16 protein-coding genes are annotated in these 17,229 nt (G+C 67.1%); 9 read left to right on the top strand and 7 right to left on the bottom strand.

Annotated features, from left to right (window positions below):
* The first annotated feature begins 11 nt into the window (after nt 1-11).
* Complete coding sequence (locus LLW23_RS08415) at nt 12-713, top strand: dienelactone hydrolase family protein (protein ID WP_228948340.1); 702 nt, start codon at nt 12-14, stop codon at nt 711-713.
* Nucleotides 714-822: 109 nt separating this feature from the next.
* Here LLW23_RS08415 and LLW23_RS08410 read toward each other — a convergent pair whose 3' ends face one another.
* The 3 genes from LLW23_RS08410 to cysD are packed head-to-tail and all read right to left on the bottom strand — an operon-like array spanning nt 823 to nt 4,492.
* Nucleotides 823-1,572 carry a 3'(2'),5'-bisphosphate nucleotidase CysQ gene (locus LLW23_RS08410; protein ID WP_228948339.1) on the bottom strand — a complete coding sequence of 250 codons (750 nt, stop codon included), beginning with the start codon at nt 1,570-1,572 and terminating at the stop codon, nt 823-825.
* A complete protein-coding gene (gene cysN / locus LLW23_RS08405) occupies nt 1,569-3,575 on the bottom strand; it encodes a sulfate adenylyltransferase subunit CysN (RefSeq protein ID WP_228948338.1) in 2,007 nt (668 codons plus the stop codon). The genes LLW23_RS08410 and cysN overlap by 4 nt, the downstream gene beginning before the upstream one ends.
* Nucleotides 3,575-4,492: a sulfate adenylyltransferase subunit CysD gene (cysD, locus tag LLW23_RS08400; protein WP_408642030.1), complete on the bottom strand. Its 918-nt coding sequence runs from the start codon at nt 4,490-4,492 to the stop codon at nt 3,575-3,577. The genes cysN and cysD overlap by 1 nt, the downstream gene beginning before the upstream one ends.
* Nucleotides 4,493-4,566: 74 nt before the next feature.
* On the opposite strand from cysD, the gene LLW23_RS08395 reads away from it, so the two are divergent.
* Nucleotides 4,567-5,520 carry a helix-turn-helix transcriptional regulator gene (locus tag LLW23_RS08395; RefSeq protein WP_228948337.1) on the top strand — a complete coding sequence of 318 codons (954 nt, stop codon included), beginning with the start codon at nt 4,567-4,569 and terminating at the stop codon, nt 5,518-5,520.
* A gap of 110 nt (nt 5,521-5,630) precedes the next feature.
* Here the strand turns inward: LLW23_RS08395 and LLW23_RS08390 are convergent, their stop codons facing one another.
* Nucleotides 5,631-7,949: an FtsK/SpoIIIE family DNA translocase gene (locus tag LLW23_RS08390; protein WP_228948336.1), complete on the bottom strand. Its 2,319-nt coding sequence runs from the start codon at nt 7,947-7,949 to the stop codon at nt 5,631-5,633.
* Between the two features lie 165 nt (nt 7,950-8,114).
* On the opposite strand from LLW23_RS08390, the gene LLW23_RS08385 reads away from it, so the two are divergent.
* The 6 genes from LLW23_RS08385 (at nt 8,115) to LLW23_RS08360 (ending at nt 12,025) form a co-directional block, all read left to right on the top strand.
* Complete coding sequence (locus LLW23_RS08385) at nt 8,115-9,329, top strand: FAD-dependent monooxygenase (RefSeq protein WP_228948513.1); 1,215 nt, start codon at nt 8,115-8,117, stop codon at nt 9,327-9,329.
* A 144-nt stretch (nt 9,330-9,473) separates the two neighbouring features.
* Nucleotides 9,474-9,719 (top strand): translation initiation factor IF-1, encoded by a 246-nt coding sequence (infA, locus tag LLW23_RS08380; protein ID WP_026325702.1) that lies wholly within the window; start codon nt 9,474-9,476, stop codon nt 9,717-9,719.
* Nucleotides 9,720-9,733: 14 nt separating this feature from the next.
* Complete coding sequence (locus LLW23_RS08375; protein ID WP_228948335.1) at nt 9,734-10,306, top strand: Maf family protein; 573 nt, start codon at nt 9,734-9,736, stop codon at nt 10,304-10,306.
* Nucleotides 10,299-11,231 carry a ribonuclease gene (locus tag LLW23_RS08370; protein WP_228948334.1) on the top strand — a complete coding sequence of 311 codons (933 nt, stop codon included), beginning with the start codon at nt 10,299-10,301 and terminating at the stop codon, nt 11,229-11,231. The genes LLW23_RS08375 and LLW23_RS08370 overlap by 8 nt, the downstream gene beginning before the upstream one ends.
* A 63-nt stretch (nt 11,232-11,294) precedes the next feature.
* A complete protein-coding gene (locus LLW23_RS08365; RefSeq protein WP_228948333.1) occupies nt 11,295-11,729 on the top strand; it encodes a hypothetical protein in 435 nt (144 codons plus the stop codon).
* 95 nt (nt 11,730-11,824) lie between these two features.
* Nucleotides 11,825-12,025: a hypothetical protein gene (locus tag LLW23_RS08360; RefSeq protein ID WP_228948332.1), complete on the top strand. Its 201-nt coding sequence runs from the start codon at nt 11,825-11,827 to the stop codon at nt 12,023-12,025.
* A 10-nt stretch (nt 12,026-12,035) separates the two neighbouring features.
* Here LLW23_RS08360 and LLW23_RS08355 read toward each other — a convergent pair whose 3' ends face one another.
* Nucleotides 12,036-13,163: a hypothetical protein gene (locus tag LLW23_RS08355; RefSeq protein WP_228948331.1), complete on the bottom strand. Its 1,128-nt coding sequence runs from the start codon at nt 13,161-13,163 to the stop codon at nt 12,036-12,038.
* Between the two features lie 94 nt (nt 13,164-13,257).
* On the opposite strand from LLW23_RS08355, the gene LLW23_RS08350 reads away from it, so the two are divergent.
* The gene (locus LLW23_RS08350; RefSeq protein ID WP_228948330.1) at nt 13,258-14,229 is read left to right on the top strand and encodes a ferritin-like domain-containing protein; all 972 of its coding nucleotides are present in this window, start codon (nt 13,258-13,260) and stop codon (nt 14,227-14,229) included.
* A 4-nt stretch (nt 14,230-14,233) separates the two neighbouring features.
* On the opposite strand, the gene LLW23_RS08345 is transcribed toward LLW23_RS08350, so the two are convergent.
* Both LLW23_RS08345 and LLW23_RS08340 read right to left on the bottom strand, forming a co-directional pair.
* Nucleotides 14,234-14,959 (bottom strand): Crp/Fnr family transcriptional regulator, encoded by a 726-nt coding sequence (locus LLW23_RS08345; protein WP_228948329.1) that lies wholly within the window; start codon nt 14,957-14,959, stop codon nt 14,234-14,236.
* Between the two features lie 44 nt (nt 14,960-15,003).
* Nucleotides 15,004-17,217 (bottom strand): GumC family protein, encoded by a 2,214-nt coding sequence (locus LLW23_RS08340; protein ID WP_228948328.1) that lies wholly within the window; start codon nt 17,215-17,217, stop codon nt 15,004-15,006.
* Between the last annotated feature and the right edge of the window lie 12 nt (nt 17,218-17,229).

Raw genomic sequence — 17,229 nt, 5'->3', positions numbered from 1 at the left:
AGGAGAGCCTTATGGGTGAAATGATCGACGTCGCCGCGCTGAACGGCGAGGGAACATTCAAGGCCTATCGGGCCGATCCGGCAAGTGCGCCGACCGCGGCGATCATCGTGATCCAAGAAGTGTTCGGGGTGAACCCGGGCATCCGCCAGAAGTGCGATCGACTGGCGGCGCAGGGCTATCTGGCGATCGCACCGGATTTGTTCTGGCGCATCGAACCGGGCGTCGCGCTGAATCCGGATGTGCCCGAGGAGATGCAGCGGGGGCTCTCGCTGTTCGGGCAGTTCGATCAGGATGCGGGGATCCGCGATATCGAGGCCTCGATCCATGCAGCGCGCGAACTGCTCGGTGGTTCGGGCAAGGTCGGCGCGGTGGGTTATTGCCTCGGCGGGCGGCTGGCGTTCATGACCGCGTGCCGCACCGATATCGATGCCAGCGTCGGCTATTATGGCGTCGGGATCGACGGGCTGCTCGGCGAGAAGCATGCGATTGCGCACCCGGTGCTACTGCACATCCCGACCGAGGATGGGTTCGTCGACAAGGCATCGCAGCAGCGGATGCACGAGGGGCTCGACGATCATCCCAAGGTGACGCTGTACGATTATGCCGGCGAGGACCACGGCTTCGCGACCGAGATGGGGGATCGCCGGTCCGAAGCGGCGGCGAACCTGGCGGACGAGCGGACTGCCGCGTTCTTCGCTGAGCATCTGGGGTAATCTTCTCCCCTCCCGCTTGCGGGAGGGGTCGGGGGAGGGGATATTTTGGGCGGTGTCCTTTGGGACAGGCCCTCCCCTAACCCCTCCCGCAAGCGGGAGGGGGATTAGATTAGGCGGGCGTTGTTTCCTTGATCAGCGCGAGGATCTGTTCGGCCAATTCCTGTGGGCAGATCAGCAGATCGGGGAGGTAGACGTCCTCCTGATTGTAGACGAGCGGGCTGCCGTCGATGCGTGAGCAGTGCAGGCCATACGCAGCCGCGACCGCGATCGGGGCGGCGGAGTCCCATTCGTACTGGCCGCCGGAGTGTAGGTAGATATCCGCCTCACCGCGGACGACCGCCATCGCCTTGGCACCAGCCGAACCCATCGGAACGAGCGTCGCGCCGAGTCGCTCGGCGACGGCGAGCGCCTCTTTCGCGGGCCGGCTGCGGCTGACTAGCATGCGCAGCGGATTGGCGGGTGGCGGGACGGGCTGCGGTTGGTCGGAGCGAAGGACAAGGCCGGTGCCGGGAAGCGCCACCGCGCCGATTGTCGCAACGCCATCGACTGCCAGCCCGACATGGACCGCCCAGTCATCACGCTTTTCGCCATATTCGCGCGTGCCATCGACGGGATCGACGATCCAGACGCGCGACTTGGTCAGCCGGTCACCGTCGCACTTCATCTCTTCGGAGAGCAGGCCGTCGTCAGGGCGGGCCTCGCGGATCGCGTGGACGAGGAACTGGTTGGCGGTCTGATCGCCCGCCTTGCCGAGCGCTTTTTCGGAAAAGACGCCCGAATCGCGCACTTCGATCAGGATGCGGCCGGCGGCTTCGGCCAGGTGCGCGGCAAGTTCAGCGTCCGTCATCTGATTGGTCATGGAATGATCCTCTGGATGATCAGGTCGGCCGCTTCATCGGGCGTCATCGTCGTGGTGTCGATGTGGATCTCGGGATCCTCGGGGGCCTCGTACGGGCTGTCGATGCCGGTGAAGTTCGCGAGTTGGCCAGCGCGGGCCTTGGCGTAGAGGCCCTTCACGTCGCGGCGCTCGGCCTCGGCGAGCGTCGTATCGATATGGACCTCGATGAACTCGCCGGGCTGCATCATCTGGCGCACCATGTCGCGCTCGGCGCGGAAGGGCGAGATGAACGCGGTGACGACGATGAGCCCGGCATCGGTCATCAGGCGCGCCACCTCGCCGACGCGGCGGATGTTCTCGACGCGATCGGCATCGGTGAAGCCGAGATCACGGTTGAGGCCGTGGCGCACGTTATCGCCATCGAGCAGGAAGGTGTGGCGATTCATCCGCACCAGCTTCCGCTCGACGATGTTGGCGATCGTCGACTTGCCTGCGCCCGACAGCCCGGTGAACCACAGCACGACGGGCTTCTGATTCTTGAGCGTCGCGTGCGTCTCGCGGCTGATCTCCATCGCCTGCCAATGGATGTTCTGCGCGCGGCGGAGCGAGAAGTGCAGCATGCCCGCGGCAACCGTCGCATTGGTGAGCTTGTCGACGAGGATGAAGCCACCGAGCGTGCGATTGTCGGCGTAGGATTCGAACACGAGCGGCTTGTCGGTGGAGAGGTTCGCGACGCCGATTGCGTTGAGATCAAGCGTCTTGGCGGCGAGCTGCTCCATCGTGTTGACGTTGATCTGGTATTTCGGCGCGCCGACCGTGGCAGTCGCGGTCTGCGTGGCGAGTTTCAGCCAATAGGAGCGGCCGGGGAGCATCTCGTCCTCGGCCATCCAGACGATCGTCGCTTCGAATTGGTCGGCGACTTCGGGTGGTGCGCTGGCGAGCGCGATCACGTCACCGCGTGAGCAATCGACCTCGTCGGCGAGGGTGAGCGTGACGGACTGGCCAGCGACGGCTTCGTCGAGATCGCCGTCGAGCGTGACGATGCGGGAAACGGTGGTCGTCTTGCCCGAGGGGAGGATGCGGACGGGATCGCCGGGCTTGATCGTGCCGGTGGCAATGAGGCCAGCAAAACCACGGAAGTCGAGGTTGGGGCGGTTGACCCACTGGACGGGGAGACGGAAGGGCTTGGCCTGATCGGCCTCGGCGTTGATCTCGACCGCTTCCAGATGCGCGATCAGCGTCGGGCCGGCGTACCATGGCGTGTTGGACGACGCGGTGGTGATGTTGTCGCCCTTGAACCCTGAGATCGGGATCGCGGTGAACTCGGTGATGCCGATCGAGGCGGCGAAGGCGGCATAATCCGCGACGATCGCGTCGTAGGTTGCCTGGTCGTAGCCGACGAGATCCATCTTGTTCACCGCGAGCACCAGATTGCGGATGCCGATGAGGTGCGCGAGGTAGCTGTGGCGGCGCGTCTGGGTGAGCACCCCCTTGCGCGCGTCGATCAAGATCACCGCGAGATCGGCGGTCGAGGCGCCGGTGACCATGTTGCGCGTATATTGTTCGTGGCCTGGGGTGTCGGCGACGATGAACTTGCGCTTTTCGGTCGAGAAGAAGCGATAGGCGACGTCGATCGTGATGCCCTGTTCGCGTTCCGCGGCAAGGCCGTCGACGAGGAGCGCGAAGTCGATCTCCTGGCCTTGCGTGCCGACCTTCTTTGAGTCGCTTTCGAGCGCGGCGAGCTGATCTTCGAAGATCATCTTCGAATCGTAGAGGAGCCGGCCAATCAGCGTGGACTTGCCGTCATCGACCGAGCCGCAGGTGATGAAACGCAGCAGCGACTTGTGCTGGTGGCTGGTGAGATAGGCGTCGATGTCCTGCGCGATGAGGGCATCGACCTGGTAGCTCCCCTCCCGCTCGCGGGAGGGGTTGGGGGAGGGGGTGTCCTCAAGCGGTGTCGCGGAGGCGACAGGCCCTCCCCCGGCCCCTCCCGCAAGCGGGAGGGGAGAAGTTGCGTCGGCCATCAGAAATACCCTTCCTGCTTCTTCTTTTCCATGCTCGCCGCGCCGGCGTCCTTGTCGATCACGCGTCCCTGACGTTCGCTGGTGGTGGTCAGCAGCATTTCCCGGATCACGTCGGAAAGCGTCGCGGCGTCGCTTTCCACCGCGCCGGTCAGCGGGAAGCAGCCGAGCGTGCGGAAGCGGATCGAGCGTTCGGTGATCTCGGGCTTGCGGCCCATCACCTGTTCGAGCCGGTCGAGGTCGTCGGCCATGAAAAGCTGGCCGTCATGCTCATAGGTCGGGCGGACGGCGCTGAAATAGAGTGGGACGATGGGGATGTCGTTGAGCTGGATATACTGCCAGATATCGAGCTCGGTCCAGTTCGAGATCGGGAAGACGCGGATCGATTCGCCCTTCGATTTGCGCGCGTTGTAGAGGTTCCAGAGCTCGGGGCGCTGGTTCTTTGGATCCCAGCGGTGGTTCGCCGAGCGGAACGAGAAGACGCGCTCCTTGGCGCGGCTCTTCTCCTCGTCACGCCGCGCGCCGCCGAAGGCGACGTCGAAGCCGTATTTGTCGAGCGCCTGTTTGAGGCCCTCGGTCTTCCACATGTCAGTGTGGAGCGGGCCGTGATCGAACGGATTGATGCCGCGTGCCTGCGCCTCGGGGTTCTTGTAGACGAGCAATTCCATCCCGCTCTCGCGCGCCATGCGATCGCGCATCTCGTACATCGCGGCGAACTTCCACGTCGTGTCGACATGGAGCAGCGGGAAGGGCGGCGGGGCAGGATGGAAGGCCTTGCGCGCTAGATGCAGCATCACGGCCGAATCCTTGCCGACCGAATATAGCATCACCGGGCGTTCGCTCTCGGCGACCACCTCTCGCATGATGTGAATCGATTCGGCCTCGAGCCGTTCGAGATGAGTGAGGGTGCGTGCGGTCATGATCGCTCCGATGATCCACGTGGAACATGGCAAGCGCTGCGTGACAGGGAACCTCCCATATGGGAGGATAGCTGATGCCGATCGCGCGTATCGACGAGACCGACCTGCTCATCCCGCTATATGACGGCGTGCACGGCGAACCGCAGCCGTGGGCGTTGTTCCGCAAGCGGCTGACGCGCCGGGTGCGCTCGGATGAGGTCACGCTGATCGCAAGCACGACCGCAAATCCTGTGGCCGACGACTGGCTCGCGGGGTTGCGCGGCGGGCGAGTCTATCCGGTGGAGGAGGGGATCGACCCGGGGGCGGGGTTTGGACGCGTGGTGCGTGCGGACGCGGACGGAGTGAGCTTGTGGCTCGTCATTCGGCGGCGGTCATCCGACTTCTCGGCGGCGGATGGCGCGTTGCTTGGGGCGCTTGCGCCGCATTTGGCGGTGGCGTTGCGGACGCGGGTCGCGCTGGAACGGCAGCGCGTGCGGGCGAGCGTCGAGAATGTCGCGCTGTCGCAGGCGGCGGTGGAATGGGTGGCGCTGGGGCGCGATGCGCGCGTTCTGGCGCTGTCCGATGGTGCGGCGGGACTGCTGGGGCGAGGTGTTGACGAGCGGCTTGCGGCGGGGCGGAGCGAAGCGGGGGCGACGATCGCGGCGTTTTGTCTGGCGCCGTCGTGGGCGACGGCGGTGGTGATTGGGGACGCCGAGCCGGTGGGGTTGTTACTTGTGCCGCCGCCAGTGGCTGTTGCTACGGACGTGGTGCCCGCGGTCGCCGCGGTGGGGCTGTTGATGATGCCGGGCGGGGGCGATCTCGCGGCGCGGGCGGCGGTCTTGTCCGCGCTTCATGGGCTGGCGCCGAGCGAGGCGCGGTTTGCGGCGGCGATCGGGTCGGGGGAGTCGATTGTCGGGGCGGCGGCGCGGCTGGGGCTGACGATCGAGACGGCGCGGAATTATTCGAAGCGGGTGTATGCGAAGCTGCGGGTGGAGGGGCAGGTGGAGCTGGTGCGGCTGGTCGAGGATAGTGTTGCGGCGTTGGTTTGATACGATCCCGTCCCGCAAGCGGGAGGGGAGCCTTGATGAACGGCGCCCCACGCCCGTGGACAGGCCCTCACCCCGGCCCTCTCCCCCGAGGGGAGAGGGAGCTGCGCTCCTTAGATTGGCTGACCGTCCGTATCGCGGAGGACTTCGCGGCGGCCGACGTGATCGGGACGACCGACGATGCCGTCCTTTTCCATCCGCTCGATCAGGCGGGCGGCTGAGTTATAGCCGATGCGGAGCTGGCGCTGGAGCCACGAGGTCGAGGCCTTCTGGCTGCCGCACACTAACTGGATCGCGGCGCGATATTGCTGGTCCTCGGCGGAATCGTCGCCGGTCGGCGCGCCTTCCATTTCGAAGCTTTCGGCAGGCTCCTCGGTGACCGACGAGATGTAATCGGGCTGGCCCTGCGCACGCCAGTGATCGGTGACGCGCTGGACTTCCTCGTCGCTGACGAACGGGCCGTGGACGCGCACGATGCCCTTGCCGCCGGGCATGTAGAGCATGTCGCCCTTGCCCAGCAGCTGCTCGGCGCCCTGTTCGCCCAGGATGGTGCGCGAATCGATCTTCGACGTGACGTGGAAGCTGATCCGCGTCGGCAGGTTCGCCTTGATGACGCCGGTGATGACATCGACCGACGGGCGTTGTGTTGCCATGATAAGGTGGATGCCGGCGGCGCGCGCCTTTTGCGCGAGCCGCTGGATGAGGAATTCGACTTCCTTGCCGGCGGTCATCATCAAGTCCGCCAGCTCGTCGACGATCACGACGATCTGCGGCAGCACCTGATAATCGAGCTGTTCTTCCTCGTAGACCGGGCGGCCATTCTCGTCCCAGCCCGACTGGACCTTGCGGCCGAGCGGGGTGCCCTTGGCCTTTGCTGCGCGGAGCTTGTCGTTGAAGCCCGAGAGGCTGCGCACGCCGAGCGACGACATCTGCCGGTAGCGATCCTCCATTTGCTCGACCGCCCATTTGAGCGCGCGCACGGCCTTCGCGGGATCGGTGACGACGGGGGAGAGGAGATGCGGAATGTCGTCGTACATCGACAGTTCGAGCATCTTGGGATCGATCATGATCATGCGGCACTGATCGGGGGTGAGGCGATACAGCAGGGAGAGGATCATCGCGTTGAGCCCGACCGACTTGCCCGATCCGGTAGTGCCGGCGACGAGCAGGTGCGGCATCGGCGCGAGATCGGCGATGACGGGATCGCCGGCGATGTTCTTGCCGAGGATCACGGGGAGCGAGGCGTTCTGGTCCTCGAACGCCTGACTGCCGATGAGTTCGTGCAGCGACACCATCTCGCGCTTTGGATTGGGCAGCTCGATGCCGATCACGGTGCGGCCGGGGATCGTCGCGACGCGCGCGGAAATCGCGCTCATGTTGCGCGCGATGTCGTCGGCGAGGCTGATGACGCGCGTCGCCTTGATGCCGGGCGCGGGCTCGAGTTCGTACATCGTGACGACGGGACCGGGGCGGACTTCGACGATCGAACCTTTGACGTTGAAATCGTCAAGCACGGTTTCAAGCAGGCGCGCGTTGCGTTCGAGCGCAGTCTTGTCGATCGCGCCGGGCAGCGCCGGCGGCGCGGGCGTCAACATGTCGAGGGTCGGAAGGCGGAAATCGTCGCGCAGGTCGAGGCTGGTCTGGCGTGGCTGCTGCTGCTTGGGCGCTGTGACTGGCGCAGTGGCGCGATCGTTGATGACGGGGGCGGGACGCGTGTCGGGTAGCGCGACGGCGCGTGGCGGGACTTGCTTGCGGACGAGTTCGAGCGGCTCGTCCTGCACGGCATCGTCATCGAACGCGTCTTCGGCGTAGGCGGCGCGGGCGCGGCGGCGGGCGAGCCAGCCGCGTGGCATGTCGAGATCGAGGCTGCGGCCCCAGACGATCGCGCCGGCAATGCCGGTGACGAGGCCGAGCGCGACGATGCTCCACCAGGTGATCTGCGGATCATTGGCATAAGCGAGGCCGGAGCGCGCCGCGGCGACTCCGCCGAGCCCAATCGCGCCGCCCCAGCCGAACGGCAGCGCGAGCACCGCGCCGTCCGAGACGCAGCCGAGTGCGATCGCCATCAGCGCGACGCCGAATGTGGCATTGCGCAACATCCGCTGCCACGCGCCCGCCGGCTGCTCGCGCCACAGGCGCAACGCGACGATCGGCGCGACCGGCAGCAGCAGCGCCACCGCGGGGCCGAACAGCGTGAGCGCGAGATCGGCGAACCATGCGCCGGGCACGCCGATGAGATTGCCTGTCGGGCCAGCCGCGGCGGTGTTCAGCGCGCCGTCGCCGGGACGATAGCTGGCGAGCGCGAGCGCCATCAGCAGCGTCGCGGCGAACAGCATTATCGCGGTGACCAGCGCGCCGCTGCGCACCGCGCCTGCCTTCACCGTTTCGCGCCACAGGGACGGTTGCGTCCTGCTCGCCGCCCTGCTCGCCATCGTGCCGCCCCCAGCAATGTCTTGGATCTGTGCTGTGGGTATTCTGCCTGAGCGAGTCCGGCGTCAAGATGGTCGCGGTCTGTTCCGCGCCGAGTGTGGTGCATTGGGCACGGTTTGCGAAGCAATCTCCTCGCGTCGGAGGCGAAGATTTACTACATGCCGACGATGGATCACGCAGACGTACTCATCCTGGGGGGCGGGCTCGTTGGGTCGACGCTTGCCCTCGCGCTCGACAAGCATGGCCTCACCACGATCGTGGTCGATCCAGCCGACCCGGCGGTGACGCTGGCGCCGGGGTTCGACGGGCGCGCCTCGGCGGTGGCGAGTGCGAGCCATCGGATGCTCGATGCGATCGGCGTGGCCGAGCGGCTGGCCGGGCAGGGCTGCGGGATCAAGCAGATCCGGGTGAGCGACGGGCTCGAGCCGGGGGCGCTCGATTTCATCCCCGATCCCGACGATGGCACGCTCGGTACGATGTACGAAAATCGCGCGCTGCGCCGGGCGCTGGCCGATGCGCTGGCGGCGAGCGACGTCGACTTCCGGCCGCTGACCCGCGCGACGACGGTCGAGCGGTCAGCGAGCGGCGTGCGCGCTACGTTGAGCGACGGGACGACCGTTGCCGCATCGCTGCTGGTCGCCGCGGAAGGGCGCAATTCGCCAACTCGTGCGGCGGCGGGGATCGCGACCGCAAACTGGCGCTACGATCACGCCGCGATCATCGGCGCGTTCCACCATGAGCGGCCGCACGACGATACCGCGTACGAGATCTTCTATCCGTCGGGGCCGTTTGCGCTGCTGCCGCTGGTCGACGATGCGATCGGCCATCGCTCGGCGATCGTGTGGACGGTCTCGTCGGCGCATGCGCCGGGGCTGCTGAAGCTTGGCGATCGCGGCTTCCTGGCCGAGGCGGAGGCGCGGATGGGCGGCTTTCTGGGGGCGCTGAGCGACGCGAGCCCGCGCGCGAGCTATCCGCTCGGCTTCCACCATGCCGCGACGATCACGGCCGAGCGGCTGGCGCTGGTCGGCGATGCGGCGCACGGCATTCATCCGATCGCCGGGCAGGGGCTGAACCTGGGCTTCCGTGACGTTGCGGCGCTCGTGGAGGTGTTGGTCGAGGGGCGGCGGCTCGGGCTGGAGGCGGGGGATGCGCAATTGCTCGCGCGCTACCAGCGCTGGCGCAGCCTCGATACGATGCTGGTGGCGACCGCGACCGACACGCTGACACGGCTGTTCGGCATTCCGGGGCGGACGGCGAGCGCGGTGCGGCGGTTCGGGATCTCGGCCGTTAACTCAATCCCGCCGCTGAAGGCGCGCTTCATGGCCGAGGCCCGCGGCGAGAGCGGGGCGTTGCCGCGGCTGTTGCAGGGGGCGCTGGTCTAGGTTCTGCGCGTTACCCCGGGCGCTCGTCCTTGACCCGGGCGCCCTCACACCATAACTCGCGGCGTATCCCATTTTTCGCACGCCTTCCCTTGCCGAGTCGCATCGGCTAAGGGCGCGCGCGATCATCCGCAGAAAGATATTTGTTTGGCGAAAGAAGAACTCCTCGAAATGCGCGGCCAAGTGGTCGAGCTTCTGCCCAATGCGATGTTCCGCGTGCGGCTTGAGAATGATCACGAAATTCTCGGTCATACCGCCGGCAAGATGCGCAAGAACCGCATCCGCGTGCTGGTCGGTGACGAGGTGCTCGTCGAGCTGACGCCGTACGATCTGACCAAGGGGCGGATCACGTACCGCTTCATGCCCGGCCGCGGCGGCCCCGGCCCGCAATAAATCGGGTGGGGCTGATGCCCTCCCTCATCCTTGCTTCCGCTTCGCCGCGCCGGCTGTCGCTGCTGGCGCAGATCGGCGTCGTGCCGGCGCGCGTGGTCGCGCCCGATGTCGACGAGTCGGTGCTGAAGGGCGAGCGGCCGCGTGATTATGTGATGCGCGTGGCGCTGGCGAAAGCCGCTGCAGTGCCGTGCGGGGCGGACGAGGTGGTGCTTGCCGCCGATACCAGCATCGCGGTTGGCGGTCGGATCCTCGGCAAGCCAGAGGACGAGGCGGATTTTGTGCGGATGCTCGGGCTGTTGTCGGGGCGGCGACATCATTGCCTGTCGGCGGTGGTAGTGGCGGGTGCCGATGGCGTCGTGCGCACGCGATTGTCGGACACGATGGTGGCGTTCAAGCCGCTGAGTTCCGCTGAGATCGCGGGCTACGTCGCGAGCGGCGAAGGGTGGGGCAAAGCGGGCGGCTACGCGATCCAGGGGCGCGCCGAGGCGTTCGTGCGGCGCATCGACGGATCGTATTCAGGTGTCGTCGGGCTGCCGTTGTTTGAGACGCGCGCATTGCTCGCCACCGCCGGCGTGGATTGTGGCTGAATGGCTTTATGAGGACGGCATCGGCGAATGCCGTGCGGCGCTTGTCGATGATCGCGGACGGATCGTGCGAGCGCGTGTTGCGATCGACGGAGCGGGGCCGCAGCCGGGGCTGGTCGCGCCGGCGCGGCTGATCGAGCGACTGCTCGCACGGCTCGACAGCGGCAACGAAGTGACGCTCGATCGCGCGCCGGCAGGGGTGACGCTGGGCGCCGCGATCCGGGTGGAGATCACGCGCGCGGCGATCCCGGAGGCCGGGCGCGCCAAGCTGCCGCGCGGGCGAGTAACCGACGCTAGCGCACAACCGGCGCCGACGTTGCTGGAAACGCTTGAGGATGCGCCGGTGCGACAGGTGCGGGCGCATGAGGCGGATGCGCTGGAGGCGGCCGGCTGGTCCGAGCTGCTCGAGGAAGCCGTGCTTGGCGATATCGCGTTTGACGGCGGGATGCTGCGGCTGTCGCCGACGCCGGCGATGACCTTGTTCGACGTCGATGGCGATCCGCCGCTCGATGCGCTGGCGGTGCGCGCGGCGATCGCGGTGGCCGAGGCGATCGAGCGGCATGACATCGGCGGGTCGATCGGGATCGACTTTCCGACGCTCACCGGGCGCGAACCGCGTCAGGCGGTCGCCGCGGCGATCGACGCGCATCTCGCGCAGCCGTTCGAGCGCACGGCGGTGAATGGCTTCGGCTTCCTGCAGATCGTTAGGCCTCGACCGCGCGCTTCGCTGCCCGAGCTGTTACGTGCCGATCCGGTCGGCGCGGCGGCGCGTGCGTCGCTGCGGATGATCGAGCGGACGCCGCCGGGGGCGCCGAACCGGTTCCGGCTGCCGGCGGCGGTGCGCGAGCGGATCATCGCGAACCCGGCGTGGCTGGCGGAGCTGGCGCGCCGCACGGGGCGGACGCCGCATTTCGACGCGGCAGGGTAAGCGACAGCGACATTGAACTCACGCTGCCCTCGCGCGTCTAAATGGCATGCAGGAGTGAATGTCATGTCATTTGAAGATATCGTATCGTCAGTCGGCGCCAATGTCCGGCGTGCCGTATCGGGCGAGACCGCCGATCCTGCGACCTTGCGCGCGCCGGTGCTGGCGCAGCTCAAGCGCGCGGAAAGCGCCTGGGGTGATGGCCAGTCCCAGTCGACGGGCGATTGGTTCAGCCGCGACAATGATCTTGTTGCTTTCACTCCGACGCTGGCGGGTGGCGCGCCGCTGACGATCGACGGTCAGACGACCGTTTTCGTACCGGCAGATCGGTTCGCGGCCTATCTGGCGGCGATGCGCGCGCAGGTCGAGGCGGGCGCATTCGATGCCGAGATCGCCGGGGGGCTCAGCGGATCGCCCAATGTCAGCGGGCTTGCCACGGTGCCGATGCCCGAAGCGGAAGGCGGCAATACCGAAGGCAGCGGCGGCGATCGCGTGTCCTGACGATGCGGCGGGCTGTGTGCTCCACGTGCCGGAAGGCAGTGCGCGGCCCTCATTTGATCGCCGGGCTGCGCGGTTAACATGCGACCGGTCGGCGCATGGGACATGCGGACAATCCTCTTGGCGATACCCGGCTCGCGCTTACGCCGGAAGAACGGGCCAGGTTTGATGCGCTGATTGGCGCGGTCGATACGGATACGTTGCTGCGTTCGCTGGTGGGGCTCGATCCGGAGAGCGAGGATGCGCGGCTCCTGATCGCTGCAGTGATGGATCGATTGCCGCCGTCTGCCGGCGGATGATCGCTGCGCCTCAGGTGCCGGTGATGCCGAAACGACGAATGATCGTGTCGGTACCGTTGTTGACCGCGTGTACCGATCCGATCCGCGCGCCCGTCGCCGAGCGCACCACAAGCCGGATGTCGTATTTGCCGCACTGTTCCAGCTGAAGCAGATCGTTCATCGAATTGCCCGGCAGCGTATCCCACACCTCGCCGGTCACCTTCAACCCGCGGCAGCGGATCGCGCGGATGAACTGGCCGTTGCGCCGGCCGCGCAGTGTGACGTTGCGCAGCGTGATGTTGGTGCAATCGGTAAGGAATGCGGTCGGGCCGCTTTGCGTTGCGGCGCCGAAATCCAGGTCTGCGTCAGTGATCGTGATATTGTCGATCACGCACCCCTGGTTCACGCCATTGTTCTGCATCGCGAGCGGGCAGCCGGTCGGGCCCTTGGTGATCCGGCCTTTGATGCCACTTAGCCTGATGTCGCGAATCTCGGCCTTGCCGGTGGTCGTGCTGGTGAAGAATTTGATCGATGAAAAGGCCGCGCTGTCGAGCGTCATGTTCGTCAGCGTGATGCGGCGCATCATCGAGTTGATCGATTCGTGGTTTTCCGCGGTGAACGACAGCGCGTCGTCGCCGCTCGATACTTGGATGTCCGATCCGCTGATGCGGGCGCAGGCACCGAAGAAGTGGAGCCCGTCCGCGCCCGGGCGGTTCACGCCGGAATAGAGCCGAAGGCCGTTGAGATAACCGCCGCTCGAATTCTTCACTTCCATTCCGAAGCCGGTCAACGGCCCGTCGGTCCGGGCGCGCAACACGGTGAAGCCATCGGTGCCGACGATACCCAGCCCCTTGCGGGTGGCGCCGGCCGGATCGCTCGTGGCGCCGGTGAACGAACCGCCGCCACCGATCACGGTGACATTGGAGAGGCGCTTTCCGGTACGATTCGTCAGGCAGTAGTGCGTGCCGACGAGCGGGCCGTGATCGTTGTAGAGATCGCCCACCATGGTGATCCGGGCGTTGCTGGCATAGCCGAGGCCAGTCGCGAGCAGGCGATGCCCTCCTGCTGGAATGGCTACGGGTACGCGCTTGGCAGCGGCGCTGTCGAGCAGCTGCTGCAGATTTGCGGTCATGTCGGTGGAGTGCATCGGTGCGGTCATGGGATCGCTTTGAGCGCCCCGACGGTTAATGTTCCGCGACCAACCCGCTGGAACCGCACCGGAATATGTCAAATGACATAGATGGTGCTGCTTCGTGACGCGGCTTAACGAACCTGTAAGCGTGATGCCGTTCAACGGCCCAATGCAGATCAACAACCTATATGCTCGCCGCCGATTCCTCGGCCTTAGCGCAAGCCTAGTGTCTGGCGCATTACTGTCGGGTTGCGGCGGTGGCGGGGGTGGTGGTTCCGCCGCTGCGGAGGGCGGCATCACGGTCGTGCCCGGCGCCGTTGCGGAGGCGCCACCGCCGGTCGTCGCTACGCCGGCGCCCGTCGCGGCGCATCCGCTGAACCTCGCACTGAACCTCGCTTATCTCGGCGCGGCCTTTTATGGCCACGCCGCGCAGGGCGCCGGGCTGACGGCGGATCTGACTGCAGGGATTGGGCAGGCCGGCATCGCGACCGGTGCGCGCTCCGCGCTGCTGAGCGATCCGGCGATCGCCGAGGTCGCGGCGGAACTGGCGACCGACAAAAGCGCGCAAGTCGCGGCGCTGCGCAACCAGATCGGCGCGCAAGCCGCGGCACAGCCTGCGATGGACCTGTCGGCGCAGCCCGGCGGCGCATTTTCGGTCGCGGCGCAGCGGGCGGGGATCGTGCCGGCGGGGTCGTCCTTCGATCCCTATGCCAATGACAATCAGTTCCTGCTGGGCGCCTTCCTGATCGAAGATATGGTGGCAGCCACCTATCGCGGCTTGCTGATGGCCGGCGGGGAGGACGCCTCTGCCTTGGTGACGGAAAGCCTCGCCGACGCGATCTACCATGGTGGCCTCGTCCGCACGTTGCTGGAGGATCGCGCGCGCAGCGACACCGCACTCGCCGCCACACTCGGCAAGGCGACCAGCTTCGCGATGCCCGACGGCAGCACGGCCGATGCGCAGGCGAACATCCTCGATTCCGAAGGACGTGTGATCCCCTTCACGCGCGAGGCGCCGCAGGTTCTCGATATGCTGTATCTGGCGGGCAGCGCGGGTGGTGGTTTCCTGCCCGCCGGCGCGAACGGCGTGTAAGCGCTTAGGCGGCGGCGCCGGTGCACGTCGGATCGGCGCGGTCCGCGAGCATCGCGAGCATCGCGAAATCATGCACCTCGACGATCCCGCCGCGAATCGTGGCGAGCCCCTCGCGGCGGAGCTGCGCAGCGGTGCGGTTGACGTGGACCAGGCTGAGCCCGAGCAGCTCGCCGAGCATGTCCTGCGTCAATGGCAGCGGAAACGAGCCGTTGTGGACGAAGCCGATCGCAGCGAGCCGCTGGTGCAATTCGAGCAGCAGGTGGCTCATCCGTTGGCGCGCGCTCTGCACGCCGAGGCGCACGACATGGTCGAGCAGCCAGCTTTCCTCGGCGCGATCGATCGTCGCCAGCGCGCGGAGAATGCCGGGATAATGTTCCGGCTTGTCGCGCACCGCCATCATCAGTCGCGCGACCGAGATCGTGCGCACCGGCGTCAGCGCGACGACCGGGTTGAGCGCCAGCGGGCGCCGTTCGCCGCGATCGCCCATCAGGTCGCCGGGGATCAGCAGCCCGAGCACTTGCCGCCGCCCGTCGGGCAGGATGCGGGGGCGGCAGGCCCAGCCCGAGACGATCAACCGCGCATGCGGGCTGCCGTCGTCGTGCGGACAGATCGTGGTGCCCGGCGCGTGCGGCTTGGGCTGTTCGCCCATCGACAGGATCAGCGAGATCTCCGTCGACGACAGATCGGCGAGGTGGCGCAAGCGATAGAGGAGCAGTTCGGTACTGAGCATCCGTCCGCTTCCCCGGGATTCGCTCGTCAAGGCGACCGAAGCGGTCAATTCGAATAATAGCCCGCGTAAGAGCCCATGAACTGCGCTGGATCGCCGTAGCCCGACCGTGCCAGCGCGTTCAGATCGACCCGGCTGAGCGCCACCCCCGTCATCTTCACGCCCAGCGACTGGAGCAGGTGGACGGCCATCTCGACCGCCGCATCGGGGGTCTTCCGCCAACGGACCAGCAGCACCGTCGAATCCATCTTCTTCGCGACCAACCGGCCGTCGACCACCGGCAGCACGGGGGAGGCATCGAAGATGACGATGTCGTAGCGTGCCTTGAGATCGCCGATCAGTCGATCGAAACTGCCGTTGCCCAGCGCGTGCGTCCCCGCGACGCCGGCGCGCAGCATCGGCAGGATCATAAGCGACGTATCGACGTCCTGTACCAGCGCCTCGTCGAGCGTCGCCTCACCATCAAGCACCTGCTGCAGGCCGACCGCGGGCCGCAGCCCGAGTGCGTTGGCGATGCTCGGGCGGCGCATGTCGGCATCGACCAGCACGACGCTGACGCCACTCATCGCCACGATCCGCGCCAGCCCGATCGAGGCCGTGGTCTTGCCTTCGTTGGGCAGCGCCGAGGTCAACGCGATGGTGCGGACCTTGCCCGATCCGGCGGCCTCGAGGATCGAGGCGGCGAGGTTGCGATAGCCCTCGGTATAGGCCGATTCGCTATGGTCGACGAGCGCGCTGATCGGATCGCTGCCGCCGACGTGGCGCACCGCGGATCCGAGTGTCGGCAAGCCCGCGAGATACGGCAGCTGCAAACGGCCCTCGACATCCTCCAGCGTGCGGATGCCGTGATCGGTCCCCTGCCGCAGGAAGACCGCGCCGAGCCCTGCCGCAACCGCGAGCAAGGCGCCGACAAGCAGGTTGATCGGCGTGTTCGGCGAAGACGGCTGCATCGGCAGCGCGGCAAAGCCCGCGACGCGCGCGTCCGACTGAGTCGTGGCTGCCTGGGCGCTGATCTCGTTCACGCGGTTGAGCAGTTGCGCGTAATTCTGATGCGCGGTGTCCGACCGCAGCTGAAGCCCGCCGAGCGCGATCGACGCGACGTTGTTGCGCACTACCTGATCGCGTGCGCCACCGGCACTGCCGGCCAGCGAGCCGACGCGGCGCGACGCCACTTCCTGCTGCGCTTCGAGATTGGCGACGGTGCGGGTGATCTCGCCCTGGATCTGTTCGTCGATGTCCGCGACCTGGCGCCGCGCGGCAGCAAGCGCCGGGTATTTTTCGCCGAACTTGCCGCTGAGGTCGGCGACCTGTGCGCTGGCGATCGCACGCTGGCTGCGCAGCTGCTGGATCACCGGCGAGCCGAGCGCTTCCCCCAGATCGTCGCCGCGCGAGCCCCGCGCGAGCTGCCGGCGGGCGGTCTGCAGCCGGGCGGCGGCTTCTGCCTCGCCGGCGCGGGCAAGTGCCACCTGACCGTCGAGCGACGACAATTGCTGCTCGGCGATCGTCCCGCCCTGGACGCTCATGAGGTTGTTGTTGACCTTGTACTGCCCAAGCGCAGTGTCGGCGGCGCCGACTTCGTTGCGTGCGCTCGCGAGCTGGCCACGCAGCAATGCTTCGGCAGCGTCGCTCCCCTCGCGCTTCACCGACTGCGATTGGGCGACGAAGCTGCGCGCGTAAGTGTTGACGATGTCGGCGGCGAGCGCGCGATCATGATGCTCGAACGCCACGGTGAGCGCGAAGGTCTGCGCGGTGCGATTGACCGCGAGCCCCTGCACGAGCCGGTCGACTGCAGCTGCGCGTCGCGCGGTGACTGACAGTGCCGGCGCCGCTTCGCGCGTGAAGAACCGGTCCTGGATCGCTGGCGCGCGAATGAAGTTCTCGAAACGCGCGGGATCGGTCAGCGCCAGCCGATCGACGACGAGTTCGGCCAGCATCGGGCTCTTCAGCAGCTCGACTTGCGTGTCGACGCTCGAATCCGCGGCAGGATCGCTCAGCGCGCTGGTGCGATCGTTGCCGATCGTCGCGGCGCGCGGTGCGATCACCAGCGTCGCCGTGGCGGTGTAGCGTGGCGTCTGCAGCAGCGTGTACGCGAGCGTCGCCAGCATGATGCTGCCCGCGACCAGCGAGAAGAGCAGCAAATGCCGGCGGTACGTCGCGATAAGATCGAACAATCCCGACGATGGCGGCGGCGGGGGTGCCGGGCGGTCGCCGGCCAGCGCGAGCTGGCGGACGGGGTCGTAGCGCGCAGGTACGCTGGCCATAAGATGAGTTCC

It is taken from the genome of Sphingomonas radiodurans (assembly GCF_020866845.1).
Lineage (GTDB): Bacteria > Pseudomonadota > Alphaproteobacteria > Sphingomonadales > Sphingomonadaceae > Sphingomonas > Sphingomonas radiodurans.
Note: the sequence above shows the minus strand (reverse complement) of the source record. Positions and strands in the feature narration are given on the sequence as shown.

Coding starts and splice junctions, on each gene's coding strand:
- cysN (WP_228948338.1), bottom strand. CDS start 3,575: ATGGCCGACGCAACTTCTCCCCTCCCGCTTGCGGGAGGGGCCGGGGGA.
- LLW23_RS08345 (WP_228948329.1), bottom strand. CDS start 14,959: ATGCTCAGTACCGAACTGCTCCTCTATCGCTTGCGCCACCTCGCCGAT.
- cysD (WP_408642030.1), bottom strand. CDS start 4,492: ATGACCGCACGCACCCTCACTCATCTCGAACGGCTCGAGGCCGAATCG.
- LLW23_RS08415 (WP_228948340.1), top strand. CDS start 12: ATGGGTGAAATGATCGACGTCGCCGCGCTGAACGGCGAGGGAACATTC.
- LLW23_RS08375 (WP_228948335.1), top strand. CDS start 9,734: ATGCCCTCCCTCATCCTTGCTTCCGCTTCGCCGCGCCGGCTGTCGCTG.
- LLW23_RS08355 (WP_228948331.1), bottom strand. CDS start 13,163: ATGACCGCACCGATGCACTCCACCGACATGACCGCAAATCTGCAGCAG.
- LLW23_RS08410 (WP_228948339.1), bottom strand. CDS start 1,572: ATGACCAATCAGATGACGGACGCTGAACTTGCCGCGCACCTGGCCGAA.
- LLW23_RS08395 (WP_228948337.1), top strand. CDS start 4,567: ATGCCGATCGCGCGTATCGACGAGACCGACCTGCTCATCCCGCTATAT.
- LLW23_RS08385 (WP_228948513.1), top strand. CDS start 8,115: ATGGATCACGCAGACGTACTCATCCTGGGGGGCGGGCTCGTTGGGTCG.
- LLW23_RS08390 (WP_228948336.1), bottom strand. CDS start 7,949: ATGGCGAGCAGGGCGGCGAGCAGGACGCAACCGTCCCTGTGGCGCGAA.
- LLW23_RS08365 (WP_228948333.1), top strand. CDS start 11,295: ATGTCATTTGAAGATATCGTATCGTCAGTCGGCGCCAATGTCCGGCGT.
- LLW23_RS08340 (WP_228948328.1), bottom strand. CDS start 17,217: ATGGCCAGCGTACCTGCGCGCTACGACCCCGTCCGCCAGCTCGCGCTG.
- LLW23_RS08360 (WP_228948332.1), top strand. CDS start 11,825: ATGGGACATGCGGACAATCCTCTTGGCGATACCCGGCTCGCGCTTACG.